The following is a 24,741-nucleotide window of genomic DNA, read 5'->3' as shown; positions in this document are numbered from 1 at the left end:
TATAATTACTCTTCCTGCGCTTATTATAAGGCCGCTCCATGAACAAAATATGAACAGCTATCGCTCATTCTCGAAAGCAACGAGAACGCTCCCGCTCTGATGGGATTCTCCAAGCAAACGATACAGCTCTTCTGCAACAGCTGCGGTCGAACGCTGTTTCCCTTGCTCATAGCTAGTTTGAAAAAAGCTTTGCAGCGGAAAATCCGCCTTATCCCGTCCCCGGGCAACGTTCTGCATCTGTGTATCGGTCATACCGGGGTCAAATGCGAACACGTGAACCGGATTCGTCTCATCCCGCTGCTCATCGGCAATACACCGTGTCAGCATATTTCAGCGTCCTCGCGAATGGTCAGTAACAATCGATTAATCGTAAGCTCAAGATCTTCAGCATTCGCCAAATCACAAGGCAAGTAAGTGAATTCGTCGCGTCCTGCGAGCAGGATTGATTTCGAACGTGATAAACCATAAACCTCGTAACCGGCAGTTAACAGCTCAAGCGCCAAACTTTCCCCAATTCCGCGTGACGTACCCGTTACGATTGCAACTGATTTCCCCCGATTCATAGCAGTCGTCCTCCCTGGTATCATTTTCCTCTATTGTAGCGATCTATGGATGAACTTCGCAACCTGCTTGCCCTCACGACAAAAAAGCGACCTGCAAGCACAACGCTCACAGATCGCTCTTATATTCCATCGTGTTAGCCCTGCGTATAGAGATCGCTCTGAGCCCGATATCGATTCCGTATAGGATAGCGATGCCCACCGTATACCGGACCAAATCGATGGCAAGAAAGCCTTGTCCCAGCACCAAACCGCCAATTACAGTTGAGCGAATCGCATGAATCCAATCTGCTTGATACAGTTGACTAAATTCCACTGCCATGCAGAATAGGTAACTGATACCGGCTGCTAAGTAAGCACGCTGATGTACCCAGCAAGCGCGGAATCCAACATAAATCATGCCTGCCCAAAGCGCATCGCCTGCGTGATCGGCAACAATCTTAGGAAGATGATCTCCATAGTGCCTGACAGATAAACCAAGCACAATGAGCACCAAAGCTGCTACGAAATATAGAATACGGCGACTCATCCGAAGCCCCTAACTACCTTCATCATAATCGGTCTTAGTAAGGCAAATCATCCTTGTTCGTGTTCGCCTTTTCTTTCTTCCGTCCAACCACTTCAAGCACTTCCAGCAGATCCGGCGGCTGCAGCAATTCAACCGGCGACATGCTGCGGTCGAATTGGAACGCGTCCCCTTCGATGAGCGCAATATAACGGCCGTTATAGGTTGCAAAATGAATCGATTGCCCGAACTCGGCAAGCGGTCCTTTCACCGAAACTTCACCTAGTTTAAACGCAACGCTTAGGTTCGGCTGCTGCTCAACCAGGCGTTCAGCTGCGGCTACCACTCGCTCCTGATCCCAAGACTGCTGCAGCTCCCTTTTCTCGCTGGCCGCCCATACTTCGAACTGATTCTCTTCTTGCTGGCGCTCTTCGCCCACATGGCCTTGCCATTTGTCTTCCATATACTCATGAACCATCGTCAGCATATGCTCACTCATCAGCTCAGGCATCGCTTTCTCGTAGCTGACAAACCGCAGAAAATCCTCGAAATACCGGGCATGTGATGCTTGATGAATCTTCAGCTCCCACGGCTCCAGCATGCCATCCTCCGGCATAAACGGATACTGGATGGATTTCATATTACGTGCGCTGATGGCCATCTCGACATGCGAAATCAGGTTATGTTCATCCGTTATACGGGCAATTTTCGGCTCAAAATCACATTTTAACACGAAGATTAGCGGCTCATCCGTATGACGGTTCGGCGTGGCATGTACAACGAGTAAAGCACCACCGCGTACAGCAGCCGCTTCCATATAGAGGCGAACGAGCTCATCGGCGAAGCCATGGAACTCTGAAGCTGATTCGGATGCGCGCAGCCGCTGGAATGTATTATAATTCGGGTTGCTGTCCAGCTCGTAGCCGGGCTCCACGATAAAACGGCCGATTTTGGTCGGCGCGCCTTCGGTACTCGGATGACGCTCAGCCTTACGTTTGCAAATACGCGTGAACTCCCCGTCTAGAAAGGCTTTCAGCTCGCTCTCGGCGTAATCATAACGATCCAAGGTTTGAAAATGTTTAAACGTCTTCGCGGCGCTGTTGTCGCCACCTTCACCTTGTATAACAAAAAACGATAAATACTCGACGATAAAATCCATTCGGTATGTAAACTCCTTTGGCTGAAATAATCTGCGAAGTGGTCAAGCTGACACTCAAGTCATTAGCATAGCATAATTCGCCTCAGGCTGTCCTGCCGGAAACCAAGTTCGGAATATTTAGAACGGATACTTCGCGTTACATTCCGCAATCGTAGTCCGTACAAACTGCTGCACCTCTTGCGCACGCTCCAGATCCGTGTTGAACAGCGTCCCTCCGGTACCTCCGCTGCGGATTTGAACAGCCTCCCGTATCACGCGATGCCATCGATTCGATTCCTGCTGCAGCAGGAATTGCCCCGCTTCGAGCTTCGTAATTATGCTGCTGTGTTCCAGGGTGTATACAATTCTGGCTAGCGTCAGCACAGCGAATTCAATCCATTCTTCATCCATATAGAGCTCTGCGCGGTCGGCTTTCCCTGCCCAGTAGACGTTCAAATTATAGTTCATCGCCGCACGTATTTCATCCCAATCCACGACGATGCCAAGCTTCTCTGCTTCAGGGCCAAACACCGCAATGCCATGATTGCTCAAAATCCATGCCGACGTGGCATCAACATAACCGGTATGCAGACTCTTCTTCCCGACATGAGTGAGTCTGGGAAAGGTCTCCCCAGACGGTTCCGCCTTCTTGCTTAGATGTGCCAAGCTCGTATACATCCCTTCAACCGCCAGATGAAACGGATGCCGTGCATGTAATTCCTCATGGATGGCGGTAATTTTCGCATTGTCTTCCTCGTCGATGACCGCTTGATTCAACACGACAATGAAGTCTATATCACTCTTCATGCTCTGATAACCGCCCAGGGCGATCGAGCCTTGAAGATAAAGCCCATGCACGAGATGCGGCACATGCAAACGAAGCAACCGTCCAAAATCGTCCATCAACGGAATTAATTCATCTGGAATCATGGATTTGTTCATGCTAATGTTCATGGTTCACCCATCCCTTCCTCTACGCCTTGCCGTGTAGGAGCTTCCCTCCACATACTATCGGTATCTCACCCCGGCAAAAAGAGAAAAGTTGAAATATTTTCTTTCTTATTTTGAAAATGCGGGGAGCGGGCGGTCACCAGAGGTGCTTATAGCGATCGGCTAGTTGGGTGGGAGCCGGGTTTTCGGGCTCTCGGCAAGGGCAGGAGGCGGTATCGCGGTTCTATCAGGGCTGAGAGTCGGTTTTTAAGACTCTCGGCTCTCTTTTGCGGCGGTTTTGCTGGTGAGAGTTCCATTTTGGAACCCTCACCATGCGTTGATGGCGAAATCGCATCGCTTTCAGGGCTGAGAGTGCGATTTCCGAACTCTCGGCTCTCTTTTGTGGCGGTTTTGGCGCTGAGAGTTCCATTTTGGAACTCTCAGCCTACCCAGTCGGCGAAATCGCATCACCTTTAGAGCGGAGAGTTGAATTTTCCGATTCTCGGCCTGTGCTGACGACGAACTCCCATTAATTTCAACTTTGTAGGTGCTGCTTGCGTATCAACCGCTCCCGAAGTGACACAACCGCCGAAATCCAACTAACCTCGCCTTTTCTCGGAGTTGTAACGGCTATACCGCTATCAGCAGCAATTCTGAGGTAATTGTTACATCTTCAGCGGATATTCCGCTCTCGATTGTACCTGTGAGGCTAGTTAGTTTAATGGCTCGCACAGAGTTCCATTTTCCCCCGCTTAGCCTCAGCCCTCCCCTCCGTAAAGAAAAGAGCCGCCCCCATCATCAACTGATGATACATGGGACAGCCCTGACACAATCACTATAGAGCAGCTACAGGCTCGGAAACCAAGGAGGTCAACTCGCCGCAATAGAGCAGCTTCAGCTTATGCAACGCTCGGGTGCAAGCTACATAAAGCAGCTTCGCATCATTGCTGCCGAAGCTGTCACCATCCGCGTCCGCGATCAGCACGGCGTCGAACTCGAGACCTTTTGACAAATACGCAGGCACGACGGTCAATCCTCCGCCATAGGCATCCTGCTTACTCTGCACGAGCGAAGCCGCGATGCCTGCTTCCGCAAGCTTACCGGCAATCTCCTCGCAGGAGCGCGCCGTTCTGCCAAGTACGGCCATCGTCCGGTAATGGCCGGATTTCCGCCATTCCTTCACGGTTTCAACGACCATCGCGAGGCGCTTCTCATCGGTGGAAGCGTTCGTCACTTCCACCATTTCGCCGCTCCGGAACACGGGTACAGCCGGCTTCACGCCGGTCCCCATCGCCCCGAGAACAAGGTTCGCGAAATCGATGATTTCCATCGTGGACCGATAACTCCGGTCGAGCTCGAAGTAGCCCGTATCCTCCTCCGGCAGCAGCGATATCAGCTCCTTCCAGCTATGAATACCGGCATAGCCGTGAATCCCTTGCTGCAAGTCGCCAAGCACCGTCATCGACGGCTGACGCTGACACCGCTTCAGCGCTTCAAGCTGGAACGGCGAGTAATCCTGCGCCTCATCGATGACGATGTGATCATACGGCGAATGCTCGAAGCCGAACAGCCGCAGCTGAATATATACAAGAGGCGCCAAATCCTCCGGCTGAACAAGCTTCGTCTTCAGCGCTTTGATCGTCGCGGCCGTGCTTTTCGCAGGCAAAAGCTCTTGAACAGCCGGCTCACGCAGCAAAGAGCTGTACAACTGAGATGCCGTATACGAAGGAATCTTCTTCGCATAGGCATTCAGCTTAGTACCAAGCTGCGACTTCAGCTTGCTGTCGGTCAGTCTGCGCGTCTTCCATTCGGACTCCAGCCAGCGCTTGAGCCGGCTAACCAGCCGGTTGCGTCGCTTCATATAAGGCTCGCTTGCATCGTCCGTTGAGAGCCACTCGACGATCATCGCCGGCGTTACCTTCCAGCCGGGCATCGGCTCGAAGGACTGCTCCGGGATAAGCGACGCTTCAGTCAGCGCCAGCTTCTCGTCGACCAACTGCTTAAAGTCGAGACTCCCTTTCACACGGCTTGGCGCAAGCTCCATTTCTTCGCGCGTTCTCGGCTGCTCGAACCAATACACGAAGGGATCGTAGGCTTCGTCAAGACGAACCTCGTGCTGCAGCTGCTCCTGCGCCCAATCGGCAAAAGTAGTCTGCAGAATATCTCCGACACCCAGCTCCGGCAATACGCCGGAAATATAATCAAGGAACATTCGGTTCGGAGCGAAAATAACCATGCGCTCTGCCCGGATAGCACCTGCATAACGATAAAGCAGATAAGCTAGTCTGTGCAGCGCAACGGTCGTTTTTCCACTACCCGCAACCCCTTGAATGAAAACAGCTTTATTTTTATCCGTACGAATGATGCGATCCTGCTCCTGCTGAATCGTCGAGACGATATCGCGCAGCTTATTGTCCTTGCTCTCACCTAGCCGATAAAGTAGAAACTCATCGGTAACGGACTCTTCTTCCTGGCCCCGCACATAGCTGTCGACAACCCGCTCCAGCTTCCCATCCCGGATCATCAGGTTGCGTTTAAGATGCACGGTACCTTCAACATCGCCATCCGGCGATTCATACGTTACGGGCGCTTCCCCGCCGCTAAAGGCATAGAACAAACTGGCCACAGGCGCGCGCCAGTCGACGACTAACACTTCATTCGACTTCTCATGGGCAACGCCGGCTTTTCCAATATAGAGCGGCTTCGGTGCAGGATGAACCATCTCTTGAAAATCAATTCGGCCAAAATAAGGCTCTCGCTCGGCCACCTCAAGCCGTTGCTGCCGCTGTTCGCGCTGCAGCTCCAACATTTGCTCGGTGAAATCATTGCCGGTGTAGCGCGGTCCGATTTCGCGAAGCTGTTTGCGAATTTGCACCAGTACTTCGTCTACGCGCGCAGCCTCTTCTTGAAAGGCACTTTGAACGGTCATGTCAGTTACCTCCCTCTGCGACTGCAAGCCGCTTTTGCAGCGTAAAAACAGCTCTCACTGCCCGTGCCCGATAGGCTTATCAGGAGGCGGCGAAAGCCGCATTCGCATGCGGCTTGGTCTGATCATATGTGATAATAGCTAAGGCTCCAGGGCGGAGCACGAGTGACCAATATAGCATAACCGAACCACCCGAGTCAATCCATCCCATTTTAGACAAGATACGACTATTACAGCACAGTTCGAAGCAGCCAAATTGCAAGGATAATATGCAAAAGAAGCAACAGCGGCAGCCCGACAGAAAACGAAGGATGCTTCGTCTTATGACGGAACATACGCATGGCCAGGAACCCGCCGAGTGCTCCGCCAATGGCGCTCATTCCAAGCAATCGGCGTTCAGGTATGCGATGTCTGCGGTCGCGGACGGAGCGTGTTTTGTCAATCCGCATTAAAGCAAACACGTACACATTGATAATGATGATATAAGCTAGAATCAGCTTGTCCAGTACAGTCAGTGTCATTTAGCAGACCTCCTTAATTCTTGGGGCGTGGCTTCGCGCGGTTAGTCGGTTCTGCCTCCAGCGGATTATCCGGCCAGTAATGTTTTGGATAACGGCCTTTCAAATCCTTCTTGATTTCAAAATAAGCATGCTGCCAAAAGCTCGCCAGATCCTGCGTGACCTGCACAGGACGCTGTGCCGGAGAGAGCAGATGAATCGTCAAGGGCAGCTTTCCTCCGGCAATGCGAGGAGTTTGCTGCAGTCCAAACAATTCCTGCAATCGAACGGCGACAAAAGGGGCTGCCGGATCGCTGTAATCGACCGGAATACGCGAACCGCTCGGCACCGTAATATGCGTTGGCACCTCATGATCGAGCTCCGAACGCTCCTGCCAAGTGAGCAGCGATTCCAATACAGCCACCATGGACAGCCGCGACAGATCATTTCGACTTCTCATACCGCCAATGTAAGGAGAAAGCCAATCCGACAACGTAGCAACTAAAGCCTCACTCGAAACATCAGGCCAGTTACTATTGTGGGTATGCATGAGTGCAATCCGCGCTTGCAGCTGACGAGCCTGCTTCGACCAAGGCAGCAGCTCCAAACCTTGCTCAGCGATACCGCTAAGCAGCGCTTCTGCAACAAGTGCAGGCTCAGCATCGGTAAGCTGCGTTTCCTTGAGAATCAGCGCGCCAAGCCGCAGCCTGCGCCGAGCTCGCACCGACTCCGTCTGGCGATTCCATTTCACTTCCGTTTCCGTCTCGATCTGATCGGCAAAATCATGCTCAATCTCCGCTATCGTAATCGGCGCCGCCAGCTGGATGCGGCTGTCGCTTCCGCTGTCCTCCAGCTCCGCCGCTGCCAAATAAGCTGAGTTCGATAACGGCTGCAGCTCTTGAATGGCTGCACCTCGGCCGCTGCGAAGCAGATAGCGGCCGTCGCTGCGGCGCTGCGCTATGCGGTCGGGATAAGCCAGCGCAATCAGCAAACCGCAGCTGTCGCCGGACTGCGGCGCCCCATCAGGGATGCCTGCTGCGCGCATCCATTCTTTCGCCTCTGCTGCGATGCGTTTCACAGCAGCATCGTCCGGCTGCTCGCCCGCGGCCCGCCCGTGCAGCGCATCAAGGCGCAGCCGCATGTCGATGCTGCGCGATTGGCGCAGCAAGTCGCGGTCGCTCAGCAGCGCCGCGAGCTCGCATGCGAGGCGGCCAAGGCCGAGCTTCTTGGCCTGCAGCACCATATGCGCTAGCCGCGGGTGCATGCCAAGCTCCGCCATTTCTCGCCCATGTGCGGTCGGCTTCCCATCGGCATCGATGGCCACAAGCTCGCGCAGCAGCTCTGTCGCTTGCGCATACGCGGCTGCCGGCGGCTTCGTGAGCCAGGCCAGATCCTCGCCCGGATCAGCGATTCCCCAGATCGCCAGCTCCAGGGCCAGCGGCGCGAGGTCAGCGCCGAGCAGCTCCGGATCGCTCTGAGGCTGCAGCTGAAAATGCATCTGCTCCGTCCACAGCCGGTAGCAGTAACCGGGCGCTTCGCGGCCGGCACGACCGCGCCGTTGATCCGCGGAAGCGACAGAGACGGGAACCGTCTCCAATCTCGCCATCCCCGTACGTGCCGAGAATCGCGGTACGCGGCTTAGTCCGGCGTCCACCACGATACGGACGCCTCGCACGGTGACGCTGGATTCCGCGATCGAGGTGGCGAGGACGATTTTGCGCATGCCAGGCGCAGAAGGCGGCGCTACGGCTCGATCCTGCGCCTCGGGCGACAGCGCGCCATAGAGCGGCATAATGGAGAGCCGCTCCGCTCCAGGCAGAGAAGATGACGCTTGCGCAGCGCGCAGCAGCCCTTCGACGCGCCTAATTTCACCGGCTCCGGGCAGAAATACGAGCGCATCCCCTTCATGCTGACGCATCGCCTCAATAACAGTCCGCGCCACTGCATCTTCAATTCTGCCGGACAATGGCTTTGCGGCGTAGAAAGTCTCAACCGGATAAGCGCGACCTTCACTCACAAGCAATGGTGCGTCGCCCAGCAATGCAGCAACAGGCTCCGCCTCAAGCGTCGCTGACATGACAAGCAACCGGAGATCTTCTCGCAGGACAGACTGCGTTTGCAGACAAAGCGCCAGCCCCAAATCTCCATGCAAATGCCGCTCATGGAACTCATCGAAGATAACGAGCCCGACGCCTTCAAGCGCAGGATCGTTTTGCAGCATTCGCGTCAAAACGCCTTCCGTGATGACCTCAATAACGGTATTCGGTCCGACTTTGGTATCCATCCGTACGCGATACCCGACCGTTCCTCCCACTTGTTCCCCTAACGAAGAAGCCATGTAACGCGCGGCGGATCGAGCCGCCAACCGCCGCGGCTCCAGCATAAGAATCCGTTGACCTTGAAGCCACGGCGCATCCAGCAGCGCGAGCGGTACACGGGTCGTCTTACCCGCGCCGGGCGACGCTACGAGCACGGAGGAAGTCCGCTCTTCAAGCACTTGCCGCAGCTCAGGCAGAAGCCCGTCAATCGGAAGCGGCTCATCGGCGCGAAACGTTCGAACCGTTCGATTGTTGTTACGTTCGTTCATGATTAATTCCCCTGTCTCTCAATCTCATATGTCCTATTATAGGGACTTACTGCTTTCACCGTCAAAATTCAAAACCCATGAGCCTGGCCTGTGCTTCCCTTTCGGTTTTATAGAGCCACTTACAGATTGCTTGCCGCTAAACAAGCCAATCATGAAAAAACCGCCAGAGAACAACTCTCTGACGGCCATAACATACGCGATCACGTTCCGAAGCTCATCCAAGCTGGACCAGCGATTGCTTGGGCTTCTCATACCATTCCTTTAAGATGTACTCCGCCTTCTTGCCATAAATATCAAAGCCAACATTCGATTGAGCCTCTTCCCTGTCGTACAGCTTCACGCTCCAATCCCACCAGAAGAAACCGGCAAACCATGGTTCGTCCCAGAACACCTTTAAGACCGAGCTGTAGAAATTCGCCTGCTCTTCTTCGCTTACGGGCAGCTCGGTATGCGTGAAATCCCAAGGCATCGTCGCGCAGCCAAGCGCGCTCCGGCAGCCGATTTCCATGAAGATAACCGGCTTGCCGAATTTCGCGTGAAGCGAGGCCATCTTCTCGCGCACCGGCAGCCAGTTGGCAATCATTTGCTCTTCGCTGTCACCGGGCTGATTCGCGACCGGATAATAAGCGCTCGTACCAATGAAGTCCACTTGGTCGAACCACTTTATCCGCTCCTCCGACCCATGGTTAGCGTTATAAACGATCGGCCCGTCATAGAGGCTACGGATTCGAGCGATCAGCTGCATCCAATGCTCCAGCTTGGCTTCGGTCTTCACCATTTCGCAGCCGATGCAGAACATCTCGCACCCTAGTTCTTGTGCGAGCTCCGCATAGTGGCTAAGAAAATTGCCATAAGATTGGAACCATGCATCCCAGTAAGGCTCAGCGCCGGATTCCTCCGGGAAGCCGATATGAGCGCGCCAGATCCCGTCCTTGGAGTTGACGACGGGCTTTAAGCATACTTTCAATCCCAACGCCTTGGCTTCTTTTACGGTGTGCTCGATATCCCGATCGGTCATCGTCAACCCGTAATCGAACGGGATTTCTGTGGCGTACACGTTATTTTGCATCGTATAAAACGATAAGGCGATCCATTCGCTGCCTGTCTCGCTCAGCTTGCGGAGAGAATCAACCGCATAAGGCTGCCTGTAAGAGCCTCGGGAACTATTCCATCCATACGTCATCCCTTTGATGAACAATTCGGTCGGCAACGCTTCTTCTCTCCTTTTCGTCGTATTCTCGCATTTGTAATGGCTAACTTCTCAGATCCGGAAGCTCCTCGCGCGTCAGCGTGAACGGGTGATTGTAGAATTTCCGGAGCATCTCCCAGTCGGTAAACTGCTCGGACTTCACGAAATCGCCATACCATGTACAGTTCCACGCCCAAAGCGCTCCGTCCGCAAGCATGCTGTCAGGGTCAGGCAGCGGTCCGTTTTCCGAGAGGGTGATAATCTTGGCTTCCTCGGTATAATCGACTGCCTGATCGAATCTCTTAACGTGCGAAACATAATTGCGCTCGGGGACGTAAACGTCCTCGCCAATGATATCGACGTATTCATCACCGGGATACCAGTCTTTATGCTGTCCGTTCCAAACCCAAATCAGGTTATGGAGCCCGTGCATATGGGTCATGCGTTCGACCATGAGCTTCCACAGCCGGATGCACGGCTGAGGACCTCTCGCCCCCCACCAAAACCAGCCGCCGGATGCTTCGTGAAGCGGCCTCCACAGTACGGGTACGCCGGCGTCCCGGAGCTTGGCCAGCAAGCCCGAAATGGCATCGATATCGCGGAGCAGCAGCTGATACTCCTCGGAATCGGGATTCTCCATCGCTGCTGCCAAATCGAATGTCGTCGCCGACGTATAGAAGCCGCGATGCCATCCGTTGTCGGGCGGCTGATCAATGAGGTCCTTCGGCGCGTTCCAGTGCCAGCAGAAGGTGACGATGCCGCCATCTTCCCACCACTTAAGCGCTAACTCCGTGTCCGTCCCAACCGCGCCTCGCTCCAAACGCGAAGGAGAATCGTTCATGAAATCGAATCCGCCGACAGCTGGATATTTGCCTGTTTCGCGATGGATGACATCCATCTCGGGCGTCGTGATAACGCCTATCTGTTGTCCCGTCAACATTTTACGTCCGTAGGAATCGCATAAATAAGCCATCAGCCGTTTGGCGCAATCATCAGCGTTCGGATTAATTAGTTTTGGCTGCACCTGAAACCGATTGTGATCTCCTGCGATAGCTGACATACTCCGCCTCCCCATGCTTAATCGTCATGCCATTAGTTCCGAGTTATCGTAAACGCCAAATCGGTTTGAGAGGTGTCGGGAGAGGCGAGAATAAGCTTGCCTTCCACTGCCTCTAAACGACTATCGCCAAGCGAGACGCCTGTCCATGGATCATACCAAGACAAGGTGTACATGCCAGTCGGCCAATTCGGCAGCGTAACGGACTTGCCTCCGGCTCCGCCTTTCTCTTCGAGCAGCCAGCCATAGGATTGGCGTTCTCCTTGCATCGCCCAAGCTTGCACCTGACTACCTTTACTGGCTTCCGAACTAGTAACGGGTACGCGTTTCTCGCGAAAATCGATACCCGCCGTAAACGCGGCAAAATGCTTCATATGCAGAAACATCTCGTCGCTGACTTGTCCGAAATCCCACCAGAACGGCGAGGAGGCCAAGCCGCTTGCGAGTGAAATCCAGATCGCTTGATGATAGTTCAACGTATCGGTTACATTGCCAGTTTCACCGATCATAAGCGGCTTCTCATAGCTGTCCCACCGTTTACGTATGTCCTGGGCATAGGCTTTGTAACTGAGATTGTAGTAGTTCTCTCGATCGGCAAGATCAAGCGTCCGATAGGCATAATCCCAATAATCCTGGCGATTCCCCGCCATAGAGCCCATCGTCGGATGCCCGTACGGATCATGCTCCCTGAAATAGCTGTGCACCTTCGCCGTCCAAGCATCGGTATCTGCTGTGCTGCCGTGCACCCAGCCATCTGTGCCGTTAATCTCGCATACCAAATCCCATATGCCGATTGCGCTGCTATATCCCCAGCGGGCAATGATATACCGGTAGAGATGCTCCTGATACACCCACATCTCTTGGCTCGTGAAGAAATCCTTCGCTTCGCCGAGCTCCGCGTAACCGCTCTTCTCCCACGCTTTCGGCCACCCGTCCAAGGTATCAGCCAGCGAGTCATGCGGCCAAATGACGAAGTTCATGTGCAGCTCCCGCTGTTCGAACGATTCGATCAAGTCATCTATTCGTCTTGCCTTCAGCGGGTCGATCTTCTCGACTCCGAACGTGGAGGATTGCAGCTGATTGGTGCCGCCGCCATTACCGGCGCTGTCATAATTGCCGTTCCAATAGGTAATGAGGTTGCCTCCGTTCGCCGCGATCTTATCGAGATTGACGTCAGTAATTCCCCACGGATAGGCTACGCCTACCCCGTAGAAGGAAGAGCCATCCTTATACTCGAGGTACCGCTTATTATCGTCCGACACTTGAATCCATCCGCGACGCTTGGTAGGGGCTGCCTCGAACGAGCCTAGTGGCCCTTCAGTTGCAGCTCCAGCTGCTAAGGCATGCAGCTGATAGCTCCACTTGCCGGCTTCATCCGGCGAGAACCGGACCTTCCAGGCAAATCCGGTACCGTCATAGAAGCCGTTGACCGACCACTTCTTCCCGCTTGGCGAAGTCAAGTCCATGGACAGATCAATCTCACGCGGATCGTACGGATTCTTATAATCGGCGTCCATCTCCAGCGTAAGCTCGAATTTCGTATAGAGCTCGATTGCATCCGCATTCGCCACAACATTTCGTATGACCGGCGCTTTCGCCGCTGCCACCGCATCTGGCGTCGTCCCAGCATTAGCTGCCGATCCCGACTCCTTCTGCGACTGCGTCGGCCCGACGTGATTTGCGAGGTCATTACTCGCTGTCAGCGCCATATAGCCGGCTGCTGCCAACACGAGTAAACTTCCGCTTGCGAAGAGGGCTAGTTTGCGATTGATCATGAGTGATGTCTCCCCTCGCGCCTCCGGTTAACCAACGACGCCTGTCCGTTCGACGCTCTCTACAAAGAATCGTTGAACAAACAGGTACATGACTACAAGCGGCGCGATTGCCAGAAGAATTCCCGTATCCACGATCATAGATACCAAATTCGGATCGACCTTCACGTTCGAGCCCGCGCCGACGCCTAGAATGCCGGGCAAATATTGGTTGGCGTCAGCCGGCAAAGATGCAACCTTGATTGCCATGAGATTGCTTTGGCTCATAAAGAGCGAGCTGTAGAAGGTATCGTTATACTGCCATACGAAAGCGAACAGCGTGACCGTGATCAACGGAGGAATCGCGTTTGGCAGCATGATCGTAAAGAAGGTCCGGAAGCCTCCCGCTCCGTCGATGAGCGCAGCTTCCTCAATTTCCGCCGGCATGCCGCGGAAAAATTGACGGAAAATATAAATGTACAAGCCCGACTTCAAGCCGTTGGCAAGAGCGGCCGTTATCAGGGAGGGGCCATACGTATTCAGCATGTTGATGCCCTCTTTGCCTGTAAACAGGTTCACCAAGCCCATGATGTCAAAGTTGCGGAAGTGCAAATACATCGGCACCATAAGCGTGCTTGAAGGAATGAGAATCGTTAGAATAACGAGCGTGAACAGAATATTGCGTCCCGGAAATGTGAACCTCGCGAAGCCATAGCCTGCAAGGGCGCAAGACGCAGCTTGCAGTGCCGTCGTCGAGACGACGAATAGCAGCGTATTCTTCAGCAGCGGCCAATAATTCAGCACACTCAATGCAAGCCGTAAATTCTCCGTCGTGAAATGAACGGGAATCATATAGATCGTCGGATTGTAAATATCGGTCTTATCTTTGATAGCGACCGAAAACTGCTGAAGGAGCGGATAGATGATGACGAATGAGATGCCGATAATCAGAATGTAACGAAAAATCGACCACAGCAGCTCGATCGATTTGTTCTTCGCCTTCTGCATCCTCAAAACTACGATCTCGTTCTCCATAAGCGAACCTTTCAAGCTGTTCTCCTCCCTTCTGCATCAGTTATAGTAGAACACTTTCCTGGAAACCAGAATGCCGACGACTATGAGAATCAAACTGATGACGATGGTATAGATCCAGGACATCGCGGCGCTCAGACCGAAATTTTGCGCTTGGAATGCCGTGGTGTAGATCGTTCTCGTTAGCTGGCTTTCCGTAAAGGAGTCGATGATCGTATAGATGATGTTAGTTAGAATAAGCGGACTTACCATAGGGAACGTAATCTTCCAGAAGGTCTCGTAAGGCGTTGCGCCTTCCATCTTGGCGACCTCGTACATCGTGACCGGCACAGACTGAAGCGCCGCTAGAAAAATAAGAATTTGGACGCCGGAGCTGCTAATGATCTCATAGATCCGTTGTACGGCATCGATGATATATTCGATGAATAGGGTCGGCATGCCCGCATCGGTAAGCATAAAAGCGAGCATAAGCGGGTCGAAGCCGTTCTGTGCAAGACCTAATTCCTGCGCAACCTCGGAGCTGCCCGTCAACTGAATCAATCCGGAGGATTGAGCTGCGGCTACGGCACCCGAAGCGAGAATGACCGGGAGAAAGAATATCGCTCTCGCAATCGACCTGCCTCGAAACTTCGAGTTGAGCATGACAGCTGTAAATAAGCTGAAGAACAGGATCATTGGCACGTTCCAAGCCATTTCCGTTAACGATTCGGTAAGGATCCGGTTATAGTTGGGATCGACCGAGAGCGCATCGGTAAAGTTCTTCAGTCCGATGAAGTCCAGCGAATACCCGCCCGGAGCCACCTTCAGCTCGCTGAAGCTGAATCGGATGGATTGAACCAGCGGCGTCGCGAACAGGAACACGAAGCCAAGCAGCCAAGGCGTAATAAACGCGGCTCCGAGAAATGCACGCTTCTGCGACAAGGTTAATCGTCTGAGGTTCACGAATTGTCACCGCCTACCGAGAAATTTTTGGCTGCGATTTGAATGCCATTGACCGTAACCGGCTTTTCCGTGTAGTTCACATAAACGGAGGTACCGTTGTCATAGCGCACTTGAACGACGCCGGGTTGAAGCTGGACATGTTCTGCAATCGTTCTGTTCTGCAAACCTGCGAGGGCATCGTTTACTTTGCCGTATAGACTGGAAGCGGCTTTGAGCCAATCGGTATAATGCGTCGAGAAAAACGATTCGTATGCTGTCAATTTCAGCTTGGACGACGATTCATAGGACCAGAAGAAATGCGGCGCGGCTCCATACTCTAGCGAGCGCAGCAAATGGTAGGTCAAATCTTGATTGTCATCCAGATTCACGGCAGAGCCGGCATAATTCTTGTAACCGTGTATGACCATTTCGTAGAAGGGAATTTCCTGATCGGTAATGCCGAAACCGCTGGAGGCCATCGGTACGTCGATCAGCTCATCCGCATATTTCAGCGCGTAGGCGTTTCCGCCGGTCAGCAGCATATTAGGAAAGCTCTTCTCCAGTTTGCCTAGCTGCTCCGTAACGATGTTCTTGGCGACATCTCGGAATATGACGCGGCTTACCCGGTAATCGGACTGCAGCAAGTCTCCCATGTCGCGGAGCGAAACGGCATCGATTCCGTAGCCGTCATAGCTGTCGATGAATTCGTCAACGAAGTAAGGCAGCTTGGCCGGAGAAAGCAAGTAAAAGGAGCCAAGCGAAAGGTCCATCGCGTTGAACGCGCGATTGATTGGCGCAAGCATCGCTTGCTCGCGCGTTACGAAGCGCGCCGCATCCGAGGCAGGCTTAAAGTTGCGATTCTCGCGAAGCACATGCTGAAACGCGACATCCGGATATAAACGGCCGCCCATCGCTTCAAGCTTCTCGGACAGCTGCTTCAGCTCGGTCTTGCTGCCAAGTTCGCTGTCCAATTTGACGTTCTTCGCGATTTTGTGATCGACGCCCTCATTGAACCAGCCGACATAGCGCATTTGGATGTTGGAAACGCCGGCAGCCTCCAGCTGCTCGGCCATGTGTCCGGCTTGTTCGATCGTCGTCATCGTCATGAGCCCTTTATACGGAATGCCGAGGAACGACTTTTGTTTGTCCACGGCCCCCAGCACATCGAGGTAGAACGGTAGCCCGCCTTGCGATTCATTCGGCTGCAGCACTTTATCCTGAACCAGCTTTTCTCGGTAGCGTTTCGCCATGCCGGAGTAATTCGCCTCGTCGCCGGATAAGAAGCTGTAGCGGACCTGAAGATCGCCTTTGAAGGAATCCTCGGTCAGCAGCTGAATCTCGTCTACCTTATTGCCTTTATAGATTTCGAGCTCATCCTCCCCGCGGATGGCGAAGCTCGCGTACGCATAGTTGTACGAATTTTTGCGGCCGCTAATATCGGCGTTGATGCTGGCGATACCTTCGCCTTTCTCGATCGTGGCGAACCAGGCGTCATCGCCGGATTTCATGCCGAATACCGGCAGGCGTGCGGCTTCAGACAGCTGCCCCCGGCGACGGGAGTTGTTGTTCTCGTCTTCGCCGTAGACGCGCTGGGCATAGACCTCTTCTTTGGTCTTGCCGTTGTTCAGCTCGATCAAGCTTCCGGAGCCATCCGGCACAAGCATGTAGCCTTTCGCATCGGAACCGGCAGCGCCGAAGAAGTCGAGCAGCTCCACCGTGCGGATTTGATAGCCTTTGCTTTCCTGAATGTCCTGAACAGGCACGCGAACCGTCAGCTCATCGCCGGCGAGCCGGTACTCGATCGGAACCGTAAAGTTCGGACGGCTCGCTCCGCTTTCGACAGCCAAGCCGTTCTCTTGATTGTCGGCAGCCAAATCCTCTGCCGTATAGCCCGCTTTCGCAAAAGCATCCAGCATTCTGCTGAGCACGAGCGCTCTGGATACTGCCGTATCAAGCCGCTCCAGCACCTCCGGATTGTTCTCGAGCGGGAAATACCGGTTGCCTACATATTTCGCCGTCGCTTCATCAAGCTTGCTGTAGACCTTCTCTTCCATGCGCTTCTTGCTGATTCTCTTCGGCAGCGCATCGATGCCGAGCGACGTGTCCCCGATCGTATACGTAAGCCGGATGCCGTTCTCGATGCCCTCTGCCTTGAACTGCTTGCGTGCGATACTATCCGTAAAGTTCGTTATCGATCCAAGCGTTCCGATCGAATCCCTATAATTGATCGTGATCTGGGCGGCCAGCCGATCCTTCTCGAAAGGCGACGCTTTAGCGTCCGAACCCAAATCCTCCGGATTGCTCCGCCATACTTTGCCGCTGATTCGGTTAAGCACCGCGATCTCGGTCGTGTCCGGATTGAAATACAGCGCCAGCGTATCCGATTGGGCCGCTAGCTTCATGCCCGGAACGGCAGGCGCGCGATCCGGCAAATACTTGAGCTCTGTGGCCGCGGCCGGCTTATCGTCCGCCTGCATATAGGTACTTACCTCGATCGCAGGCGCTCCTTTAGTAGACTGGTAATAGGCGAGAGCCGAGATACCCGCTATCCCGATACAAGCCAGCGCCGCATACCATTTCATTCGGTTATTCAAGGGTGCGGCCTCCTTTACGTACGGAATATGATTTCGCGATACACATCATAAACGAACCAATATATTTGCAGCCCCAGGCTGAACGCCAGCGTACCGAGGAATACGACGAATCCCATCGCGATCACGGTCAGCGCCAGCGTGAGAATCGCTTTAGCCGGCGTATATTGATGGACCGTCATAATGCCAATGAACAGCAGAAGGAGGAACCAGATGGTCGCCACGCTGTTTACCAGCCAATAGAAGGGCGTCTCCTCCTGCGTCATGAACCGGCTTATAAATGTGATCGGCAGATTGAGCAGCACCATTGGCAGCAGCGCATAGCCGGTTGCCATAATGATATCCTTGAATTTGCCTTCGCCCTCCATCAGCGTCGTGATGGACCAGTTCGCTATGCAGAAAAGGAAGAACGGCAGCACCGTGAACTGCAAATCATCCAGACTGTTTAACGATCTCGGATCCACGAAATTGACGAGAAAGCCCGCGAATTGCTTCTGCAGGATGAGCGTCAGCACAAGCAGCAGGAGAATGGCCAAGGAAACGTTGACCTTCCCTTTGCTCTCGTATTTCATGTCCCAGAATCCGTCGAAGGGATGCAAGATGAGATGGAGCGGAAACTTAATATAATCCTGCTTCACGTTTCACAGTCCTCCTTCTTATAACGTTCCTGACGATGCGGAACGCGGCGAATGCGGCTACGAGCGAGATCAGCACCGTCATGAATGGTCCGAAGTTGTCCTTCATCACTTCTCGGCGATAGCGTTTGTAAGCGACGGAGTAGTTTTTACGGCTCATGCCGAGCTTAAAGTATTCCATGGCCTCTTCGTTCTTCTTCTCCATGAGCAGCGATTTGCCGATGCCCAGGTAAGCAATCTCGTAGTTCGTATTCAGATGCAGCACTTGGCTCCATATCTTGACGGCCTCGTCATCGTTGCCGCTGTAATGCTGAATCGTTGCTTGACGGACCAGGCTGCCGAATTCCGTGGGACGGAAGACCGCGATATTGTTCTTGCCCCGGTCGAGCACGGCGAGCTTATCGCCGATCCGTTCCACGGCGACCGGCGTATTAAATACGCCAAGCTGGTTGCCCCTGTCGCCGAAAGCATAGAGCAAGTCGCCTTCGTCATTGTACGTGAACAGACGCGCGCGATTCGAATCCAGCGCTACGTACATGCCGCCGTCAAGCACCTTAATGTCGGTAAGCTTCGAAGGTCCCGAATTATTGCCGAACCTCCGGAAGCGGATATCCCCTTTGACCGGCCAGTAGCCAAACCGTTTGAGCACGTCTTGGCCGGACGGATTAAGCCGTTTGATCGTTTCATCCGACGTGTTATCGATGGCGGTCGCATAGACGAACCCTTTGCCGTCAATATCGACGCTAGCGAATTCGGTCGGGATGAACAGCTCCATCTGCTGCTTCTGCGCTTTCGTGGACAAGGATCTCCATAGCCGCTCCCACAGGCTTGGCGATACGCTGATCGTACCGACGTAGCCCATGAACAGGCTCTTGTCATCGAACTGCATGATGCCTTCGAAGACGCCGCGGGCAACTACGAATAATCGGTCCGCGCTGTCAACCGTTACCTTAAGCGGCACGAACTTGAAGTCTTTCGGCAAAATATCCGACTTCGGGCTTTCGACGATCTTGATTAACTTGCCGTCGTTCGAGAGCACGACGACCCGATTGTGCTCCGTATCGGCGACGTAGATTTCATTCTTCGCCGAGACGAACAGCCCTTCAGGCGCCGCGAAGCCATCTTCCTTGCCGTTATTGTCGAACTTGGCAATGATCTGCTTGACGTTTAATTGACTGTCAACGATGACCACGCGCGCATTGCCGCTGTCCAGGATGTACATGGTGCCGTCTTGCGTCACATACATGTCGTTAGGCTGATTGAATTCGCCGACTCCCAAACTGCTTCCGGTAATCGCACTGTCCGGCAAGTATGGGGCGGGCAGCGGCACGGCATCCCCGTAGAAATCGTAATTGTAAGCTTCATAAGGCGCAGCTGCCGAGGCTGGAGGCGGCGGTACAACGATCGTCATCGCCAGCGCTATTATCGCGGCAAGCAGGAGCACTCTCTTTCTTTGCACGCTTCCACCCCCTCTAGTCCTTCATGCCGGACGTCGTCATCGTTTCGATAATGCGGCTCTGCGAGAATATGAACAGGGCAATCGGCACGCTCATGAGAATCAATGCGACAGCCGAGCCGACGCCTGCACGGGCGATCCCGCCGAAGATAATTTGATTGGACGCATAGTGTAGCGTTTTCAACTGTTCGCTGTAGATGAACCCGTTGCCATCCGTCCCCCAAAGCATTTGGAACAAGAGAATGACGAGCGTGAGCCAAGCCGGCTTCACGTTCGGCATGACGATTTGCCAGAAAATACGGTATTCGTTCGCCCCGTCGATCTTCGCCGATTCAAGAAGCGCGTCCGGAATTTGCTCCATGAACTGCTTCATCAAGTAGAGGCCGAGCGAGAACGCGAAGGCTGGCACGATGACCGCCCAGTACGTGTCTATTAATCCGATCCAGGACATGACCATATAGTTCGGAATTGCCGTAACCTGCGGCGTAAACATCAGCGACAGTACGACGATCGTAAAGATGATTTTGCTGCCTGGAAAACGATGCTTCGCTAGCGGATATGCCGCGGCGGAAGCCAGCAAGACGTGCCCGACTACTCCCATCCCGGTTATGAAGAACGTATTGAAAATATAGCGCGAAAACGGGACCCACGATTGACCGAGCAGCGTCATCAGATCAATGAAATTGCTCGTGGTCGGATGTCGGACAAACAAGGTCGGCGGGAACAAGAAAATTTCGTCCAGCGGCTTGAACGCCGCATTAATGGCATAAACGAGCGGCAGCGCCATAAAAGAAGCAACGAGAGCCAGAAATACCGTAAGCCAGAACGTTCCGACGAAGGAACGGTTTACGCGTTTTTTGCGAAGCGTTAGCGCAAGCTTCATGCGGTTAATTCCCCACCTTCCTGAGAAGTCGTTGAACCGCCAAATTCGCGCCAAGCATCAGAAGGAACAAGACGGTCGCGATCGCGGAAGCGTAACCCATTTCGAATCGGATCGTACCGAAATCGATCAGATGCGTGACGATCGTTTCCGCGGCATAGTTCACGCTCGGGAAGCCTGCCAAATAGATGGAAACGTCCGCGATGGCGAGTGACGCCGTTATCTGGATGACGGCGCCGAACATCAGCTGAGGCTTCATCGACGGCAACGTAATATACCACAGCTCTTGCCACCGGTTCTTGACGCCATCGACGGCGCCGGCTTCATAAAGCGTCTTATCGACGGTCTGCAATCCAGCGATGAAAGCAAGGAAGCCGGTACCCAAGCTGAGCCATAATTGAACGAGGATGACGATCGGCATAATGTACTTTTCCGTCTTCAGCCAAAGAATCGGGTCCAGGATCACCCCCATCTTAATCAAGAAACCGTTCGCGATGCCGTAACGGTCGCCCGAGAAGATCATCTGCCACAGGAAATACACGTTTCCCGAGATCGACGGCGCATAGAACACGAGCGTCATGAATGCGCGCAGCTTCGGCCGCAGATCATTAATGAGCCATGCAAACACGAAGCAGGCGATGTAGCTGAGGGGTCCCGTAATAACCGCGAAGAGGATCGTGTTCTTGACCGCGATTAGGAACACGTCGTCCTCCAGAAATAAGCGGCCATAATTTTGCCAGCCGATAAAACGCGGAAATTCAAGCATATTGAAGTAAGTGAAACTAATAACGATTGACATAATGACAGGCAGTACTGTAAATACGGCAAAGAGCAGCAAATAAGGCGACATCAAGATATAAGAATGCTTATGCCCCTTCATGATCTCCCATTTGACAGCCCACCAGCTCGGAGTTCTCGTCGGCGTTTTTCCTGCCATTGTCGTAGTTCGTTGCTTCGGGATATCGATATTTGACATTTGGACTTCTCCTTTATTCCGGCAGGCCGAATTCTTTGCGTTTCGCGCGAATTTCATCTTGGATATACTGCGCGTAATCGAGGATCGCTTCGCGCGCCTCCGTATTCGCACCGACGACGACTTTCAAGAATGCGTTCTGCAAATGCCGTCCGGTGAAGTAACCGCCCGGAACCTCCGGAATGCCGCGGACCCACTCGAATTCCTCTTTCAAGCTGTCATAGTCGGCCACTGGCCAAGGCAAGCTGTCAAGCGCTTTGACGTTCGCGGTCGGATAGCGGGCAGATGCGCCCATAAGCGCCTCCATCTCGCGGCCGTACTTCGTCTGCGCATCCTCGCCGGTCCACCATTTCATAAACTGCCATGCGGCATCCTTATCCTTCGCGTCATTAAGCATCAGCGTGCCGCTGCCGTTGCTCGGCGTATCTCTGCGGATCGTGCCGTCCGGCTGTCTCGTGCCCGGAATCGGAACGAAGCCCCACATGCCGCGAATTTCCGGCGCGAATACAGACAGCTGGTTGTAAGTCGTGTAATCGACGATACCGATCGGCATTTCACCGGTTCTGAAGCGGTTCGCGAAATCGAATTCGCGCTCGAGCTTATAATCGCTGTAGAGGTCGGTCCAGGTTTTGAACGTTTCGACCCCGATTTTGGAATCCAAATCGGATTCCTTGCCTTCATTCCGGTAAAATTGCCCGCCATTCTGCATGAGCAGGGTAGCAAAGATGGCATTAGGAGGAATGTTCTGGCCTGGAATAGGCACGGAGGTCGCCGGTGTCGTAATCGGCATGCCAAGCTGCATCCGGTTCTTGTTCAGCACTGCGAGCAGCTTATACATATCGTCCCAAGTCTGAGGCACTTCAAGGCCCAACTCTTTCAGAACGTCCTTCCGATAAAAAAGCATATTGAAGGTTTGGGTTTCCGGCAGCGCATAAACGCCCTTCTCATAGGTGAATGGAACTAATGCGCTTGGGCGGAACCATTTAGCTACTTCCTGGTAATCCGGGAATTGCGACAGATCGGCCGCAGCTTTGCGCATCGCATAGTTCACCGGAATATCGTTGCTGATTTGCATCGCGACATCCGGCCCTTGGCCTGCAAGCGTTGCCGGCAGCAGCGTATTCATTTGCACCAACTTCAGATTCACGTTAATGCCGGTCTCCGGCGTGAAGGTTTCGTCGATCATCGCTTTCAGCGTATTCGCCTGGTCGCGGCCGCTTCCGATCCACACGGTAATGGAACGCGGATTCTTCTCATCGGACGCATTACCGATCTGGTTGTAATCGATGAAGAAGGAATACGCGAACGTTGTGATCTCGTGGCTAAGTCTCGTAAAAAAACCGTCACCGGCGGAAGGAAGTTTCTTATTTGGCGAAGCGACATAGATCTCGTCGATTTGCAGCGGCATTTCGAGCGCCTTCTGCAGCCAAGTGCCCAGACCGCCCGTGTTGCTCTTGTAAGCGGCAAGGCGGCGCGGAATCGTGTCCGGATTATCGATGAGCTCACCAAGCTGCAGCGCCATCGTCTTGAGAAGCGCTTCGGAATCGCTGCTGCCGCCCGAAAGTCTCTTCAATTCTTTGCTGACGGCCGTCAGTCTTTCTTCCTCCGACTTGAACGTCTTCAACAGGTTCGGAACCTGCTCGTCCACGCGGTAGTCGCGGAACTTATCCGGCGATGCGCCTGTAATCATAATGATTTTGCGGTACATCTCGTTGAGATTAAATAAGCTGTCCTTCACTTCGCGGATGAGCGGCGCAAATTCGCCGAGCGTGTCTTCAAGGCGGATGATATTCTTGCCTTTCTTTAGCTCGAACAAATACGGCTCGTCTCCTCCCATGACGTCGATGCGGTATCCGCTCTTATAGCGGAACGGAATTTGCTCCGCTTCCCGGAAGGGCACTTCGCCGTTAACGTACAGCGAGCGCGTCGAGTAGATACCGCGGACGAATTGCTGTTTGGCCTTAAAGGCGATCTTGTATAATCCTGCTTCCGGAGCGTCAATTTCCCATTCAATCCACTGTCCGGGCATTCGCCAATTGTAGCCGCCGATCGTATTCACCCGAATGAGCTCCGGACTATACGGCTGTACGGCTGCGCTGGCTCGTTCGGTTTGCGGATAGAGCGTCGGAGAAGACTTGGCGCGCGCATTCTCGGCTTGAACCGTAATGAGCTGGCCGTCTGTTTCCTTCAAGCCCTCCTGCTCGTATCGCTTAACGGTTTCTTCATATAGCGCGGGATGTTTGTCTTGATACAGGCGCAGCTGCCGGATGACCATCGGCTCGCGTTGTGATACGAATGAGAGCGTGTGCGTTCCGGCAGTCATGTAGAACCGGAATGGATCCGCGTAGTAGCCGTTCGAATCCTTGAGCAGCAATTCGCGCCATTCGGGACGTTCAAACTGCTGCGGGCGCAGGTCGTTTCCACGATTATCCCGCTTCACTTGATCCAGCTCATTGTCCCAAATGCGGTCGAATTGCAAATAACCCGCTTCCTCAAACGGCAGCTCGCCGTCGATCAATAATGAACGCTCGATGCTGGAGCTTTTTCCTTTGATGGGATAGTACTGTACCGACATATTGTAGAAGCCCTCTTCCGGGACATTCACCGTCCAGTCGACTTGCCCTTGTTCGCCGGTCTTGAGCGAAGTACCGCCCATCCCCTCGTAATTGTCGAGCTTCTCGATGTCATCGCCTTCCGCCTTCGCATAATCGGAAGCATTGATGATCACTTCGCGATCAGGGAACCCGGCACTTTCATTCTTGGCCAGGTACGACGTGTAATCGCCTCGTTCTTGCTGCAGCGAGGTCCACGAACCGCTAACGAACGTCGACTTCCCGCCAGCACCGCTAACGTTGTCTGCCCCAAGCTGGGACCAGAGTACAATTAGTCCGGCCGCTCCGATGATGCCGATCGACCATAAAGTCAACTTCTTCTTTCGAACAGTTCCTTTCAATGTCAGCCCTCCTATGCGGCGACGAGATCTGCGGCCAACCTCATATTTTTTCGCCTAACGAACTAACCGGACAGTTAGGTTGTTATGATCGCATGATAGGTTGAAGTAGCATCCGGGAATTGGTGAAACAAAAGGGGCTGTACCGATTAGTCGGCAGCCC

At 53.6% G+C, this 24,741-nt stretch carries 19 protein-coding genes; all 19 read right to left on the bottom strand.

Annotation, left to right across the window (positions count from 1 at the left end):
* Positions 1–57 precede the first annotated feature (57 nt).
* Positions 58–327, bottom strand: a complete 270-nt coding sequence (locus tag AC6ESO_RS11975; protein ID WP_497091489.1) for a hypothetical protein — start codon at positions 325–327, stop codon at positions 58–60.
* Entirely contained in the window at positions 321–563 is a 243-nt protein-coding gene (locus tag AC6ESO_RS11970) for an SDR family NAD(P)-dependent oxidoreductase (RefSeq protein ID WP_497091488.1), read from the bottom strand. The genes AC6ESO_RS11975 and AC6ESO_RS11970 overlap by 7 nt, the downstream gene beginning before the upstream one ends.
* 106 nt (positions 564–669) lie before the next feature.
* The gene (locus AC6ESO_RS11965; RefSeq protein ID WP_497091487.1) at positions 670–1,089 is read right to left on the bottom strand and encodes a ribosomal maturation YjgA family protein; all 420 of its coding nucleotides are present in this window, start codon (positions 1,087–1,089) and stop codon (positions 670–672) included.
* Between the two features lie 34 nt (positions 1,090–1,123).
* Positions 1,124–2,224: a DUF3900 domain-containing protein gene (locus AC6ESO_RS11960; protein WP_494819129.1), complete on the bottom strand. Its 1,101-nt coding sequence runs from the start codon at positions 2,222–2,224 to the stop codon at positions 1,124–1,126.
* 117 nt (positions 2,225–2,341) lie between these two features.
* Complete coding sequence (locus tag AC6ESO_RS11955) at positions 2,342–3,157, bottom strand: aminoglycoside adenylyltransferase domain-containing protein (RefSeq protein ID WP_497091486.1); 816 nt, start codon at positions 3,155–3,157, stop codon at positions 2,342–2,344.
* Between the two features lie 811 nt (positions 3,158–3,968).
* Entirely contained in the window at positions 3,969–6,062 is a 2,094-nt protein-coding gene (locus tag AC6ESO_RS11950) for a HelD family protein (RefSeq protein ID WP_497091485.1), read from the bottom strand.
* A gap of 227 nt (positions 6,063–6,289) precedes the next feature.
* Entirely contained in the window at positions 6,290–6,580 is a 291-nt protein-coding gene (locus AC6ESO_RS11945; protein ID WP_497091484.1) for a DUF1294 domain-containing protein, read from the bottom strand.
* Positions 6,581–6,593: 13 nt separating this feature from the next.
* Positions 6,594–9,143: an ATP-dependent helicase HrpB gene (gene hrpB, locus AC6ESO_RS11940; protein WP_497091483.1), complete on the bottom strand. Its 2,550-nt coding sequence runs from the start codon at positions 9,141–9,143 to the stop codon at positions 6,594–6,596.
* A 214-nt stretch (positions 9,144–9,357) separates the two neighbouring features.
* On the bottom strand, positions 9,358–10,353 hold the full coding sequence (locus AC6ESO_RS11935; RefSeq protein ID WP_497091482.1) for a glycoside hydrolase family 113: 996 nt from the start codon (positions 10,351–10,353) through the stop codon (positions 9,358–9,360).
* A gap of 43 nt (positions 10,354–10,396) precedes the next feature.
* Positions 10,397–11,392 (bottom strand): glycosyl hydrolase, encoded by a 996-nt coding sequence (locus AC6ESO_RS11930; protein WP_497091481.1) that lies wholly within the window; start codon positions 11,390–11,392, stop codon positions 10,397–10,399.
* Positions 11,393–11,424: 32 nt separating this feature from the next.
* The gene (locus tag AC6ESO_RS11925) at positions 11,425–13,164 is read right to left on the bottom strand and encodes a DUF5060 domain-containing protein (RefSeq protein ID WP_497091480.1); all 1,740 of its coding nucleotides are present in this window, start codon (positions 13,162–13,164) and stop codon (positions 11,425–11,427) included.
* Between the two features lie 27 nt (positions 13,165–13,191).
* Complete coding sequence (locus tag AC6ESO_RS11920; RefSeq protein WP_497091640.1) at positions 13,192–14,148, bottom strand: carbohydrate ABC transporter permease; 957 nt, start codon at positions 14,146–14,148, stop codon at positions 13,192–13,194.
* Between the two features lie 63 nt (positions 14,149–14,211).
* Positions 14,212–15,114 (bottom strand): carbohydrate ABC transporter permease, encoded by a 903-nt coding sequence (locus AC6ESO_RS11915; RefSeq protein WP_497091479.1) that lies wholly within the window; start codon positions 15,112–15,114, stop codon positions 14,212–14,214.
* Positions 15,111–17,687 carry a DUF5696 domain-containing protein gene (locus tag AC6ESO_RS11910; protein ID WP_497091478.1) on the bottom strand — a complete coding sequence of 859 codons (2,577 nt, stop codon included), beginning with the start codon at positions 17,685–17,687 and terminating at the stop codon, positions 15,111–15,113. Before AC6ESO_RS11910 ends, AC6ESO_RS11915 begins: the two co-directional genes overlap by 4 nt.
* Before the next feature lie 14 nt (positions 17,688–17,701).
* Positions 17,702–18,322 carry a YIP1 family protein gene (locus AC6ESO_RS11905; protein ID WP_494819119.1) on the bottom strand — a complete coding sequence of 207 codons (621 nt, stop codon included), beginning with the start codon at positions 18,320–18,322 and terminating at the stop codon, positions 17,702–17,704.
* A complete protein-coding gene (locus AC6ESO_RS11900; RefSeq protein ID WP_497091477.1) occupies positions 18,303–19,778 on the bottom strand; it encodes an SMP-30/gluconolactonase/LRE family protein in 1,476 nt (491 codons plus the stop codon). Before AC6ESO_RS11900 ends, AC6ESO_RS11905 begins: the two co-directional genes overlap by 20 nt.
* Before the next feature lie 13 nt (positions 19,779–19,791).
* Positions 19,792–20,658: an ABC transporter permease subunit gene (locus AC6ESO_RS11895; RefSeq protein WP_494819117.1), complete on the bottom strand. Its 867-nt coding sequence runs from the start codon at positions 20,656–20,658 to the stop codon at positions 19,792–19,794.
* 4 nt (positions 20,659–20,662) lie between these two features.
* On the bottom strand, positions 20,663–21,535 hold the full coding sequence (locus tag AC6ESO_RS11890; RefSeq protein WP_240548257.1) for a carbohydrate ABC transporter permease: 873 nt from the start codon (positions 21,533–21,535) through the stop codon (positions 20,663–20,665).
* Positions 21,536–21,644: 109 nt separating this feature from the next.
* A complete protein-coding gene (locus AC6ESO_RS11885; RefSeq protein ID WP_497091476.1) occupies positions 21,645–24,581 on the bottom strand; it encodes an extracellular solute-binding protein in 2,937 nt (978 codons plus the stop codon).
* Between the last annotated feature and the right edge of the window lie 160 nt (positions 24,582–24,741).

It is taken from the genome of Paenibacillus rhizoryzae (genome assembly GCF_059686995.1).
The sequence above is the reverse complement of the archived record's forward strand: the minus strand, read 5'-3'. Positions and strand labels throughout refer to the sequence as shown.

Coding starts and splice junctions, on each gene's coding strand:
- AC6ESO_RS11975 (WP_497091489.1), bottom strand. CDS start 327: ATGCTGACACGGTGTATTGCCGATGAGCAGCGGGATGAGACGAATCCG.
- AC6ESO_RS11970 (WP_497091488.1), bottom strand. CDS start 563: ATGAATCGGGGGAAATCAGTTGCAATCGTAACGGGTACGTCACGCGGA.
- AC6ESO_RS11965 (WP_497091487.1), bottom strand. CDS start 1,089: ATGAGTCGCCGTATTCTATATTTCGTAGCAGCTTTGGTGCTCATTGTG.
- AC6ESO_RS11960 (WP_494819129.1), bottom strand. CDS start 2,224: ATGGATTTTATCGTCGAGTATTTATCGTTTTTTGTTATACAAGGTGAA.
- AC6ESO_RS11955 (WP_497091486.1), bottom strand. CDS start 3,157: ATGAACATTAGCATGAACAAATCCATGATTCCAGATGAATTAATTCCG.
- AC6ESO_RS11950 (WP_497091485.1), bottom strand. CDS start 6,062: ATGACCGTTCAAAGTGCCTTTCAAGAAGAGGCTGCGCGCGTAGACGAA.
- AC6ESO_RS11945 (WP_497091484.1), bottom strand. CDS start 6,580: ATGACACTGACTGTACTGGACAAGCTGATTCTAGCTTATATCATCATT.
- hrpB (WP_497091483.1), bottom strand. CDS start 9,143: ATGAACGAACGTAACAACAATCGAACGGTTCGAACGTTTCGCGCCGAT.
- AC6ESO_RS11930 (WP_497091481.1), bottom strand. CDS start 11,392: ATGTCAGCTATCGCAGGAGATCACAATCGGTTTCAGGTGCAGCCAAAA.
- AC6ESO_RS11925 (WP_497091480.1), bottom strand. CDS start 13,164: ATGATCAATCGCAAACTAGCCCTCTTCGCAAGCGGAAGTTTACTCGTG.
- AC6ESO_RS11920 (WP_497091640.1), bottom strand. CDS start 14,148: ATGCAGAAGGCGAAGAACAAATCGATCGAGCTGCTGTGGTCGATTTTT.
- AC6ESO_RS11895 (WP_494819117.1), bottom strand. CDS start 20,658: ATGAAGCTTGCGCTAACGCTTCGCAAAAAACGCGTAAACCGTTCCTTC.
- AC6ESO_RS11890 (WP_240548257.1), bottom strand. CDS start 21,535: ATGAAGGGGCATAAGCATTCTTATATCTTGATGTCGCCTTATTTGCTG.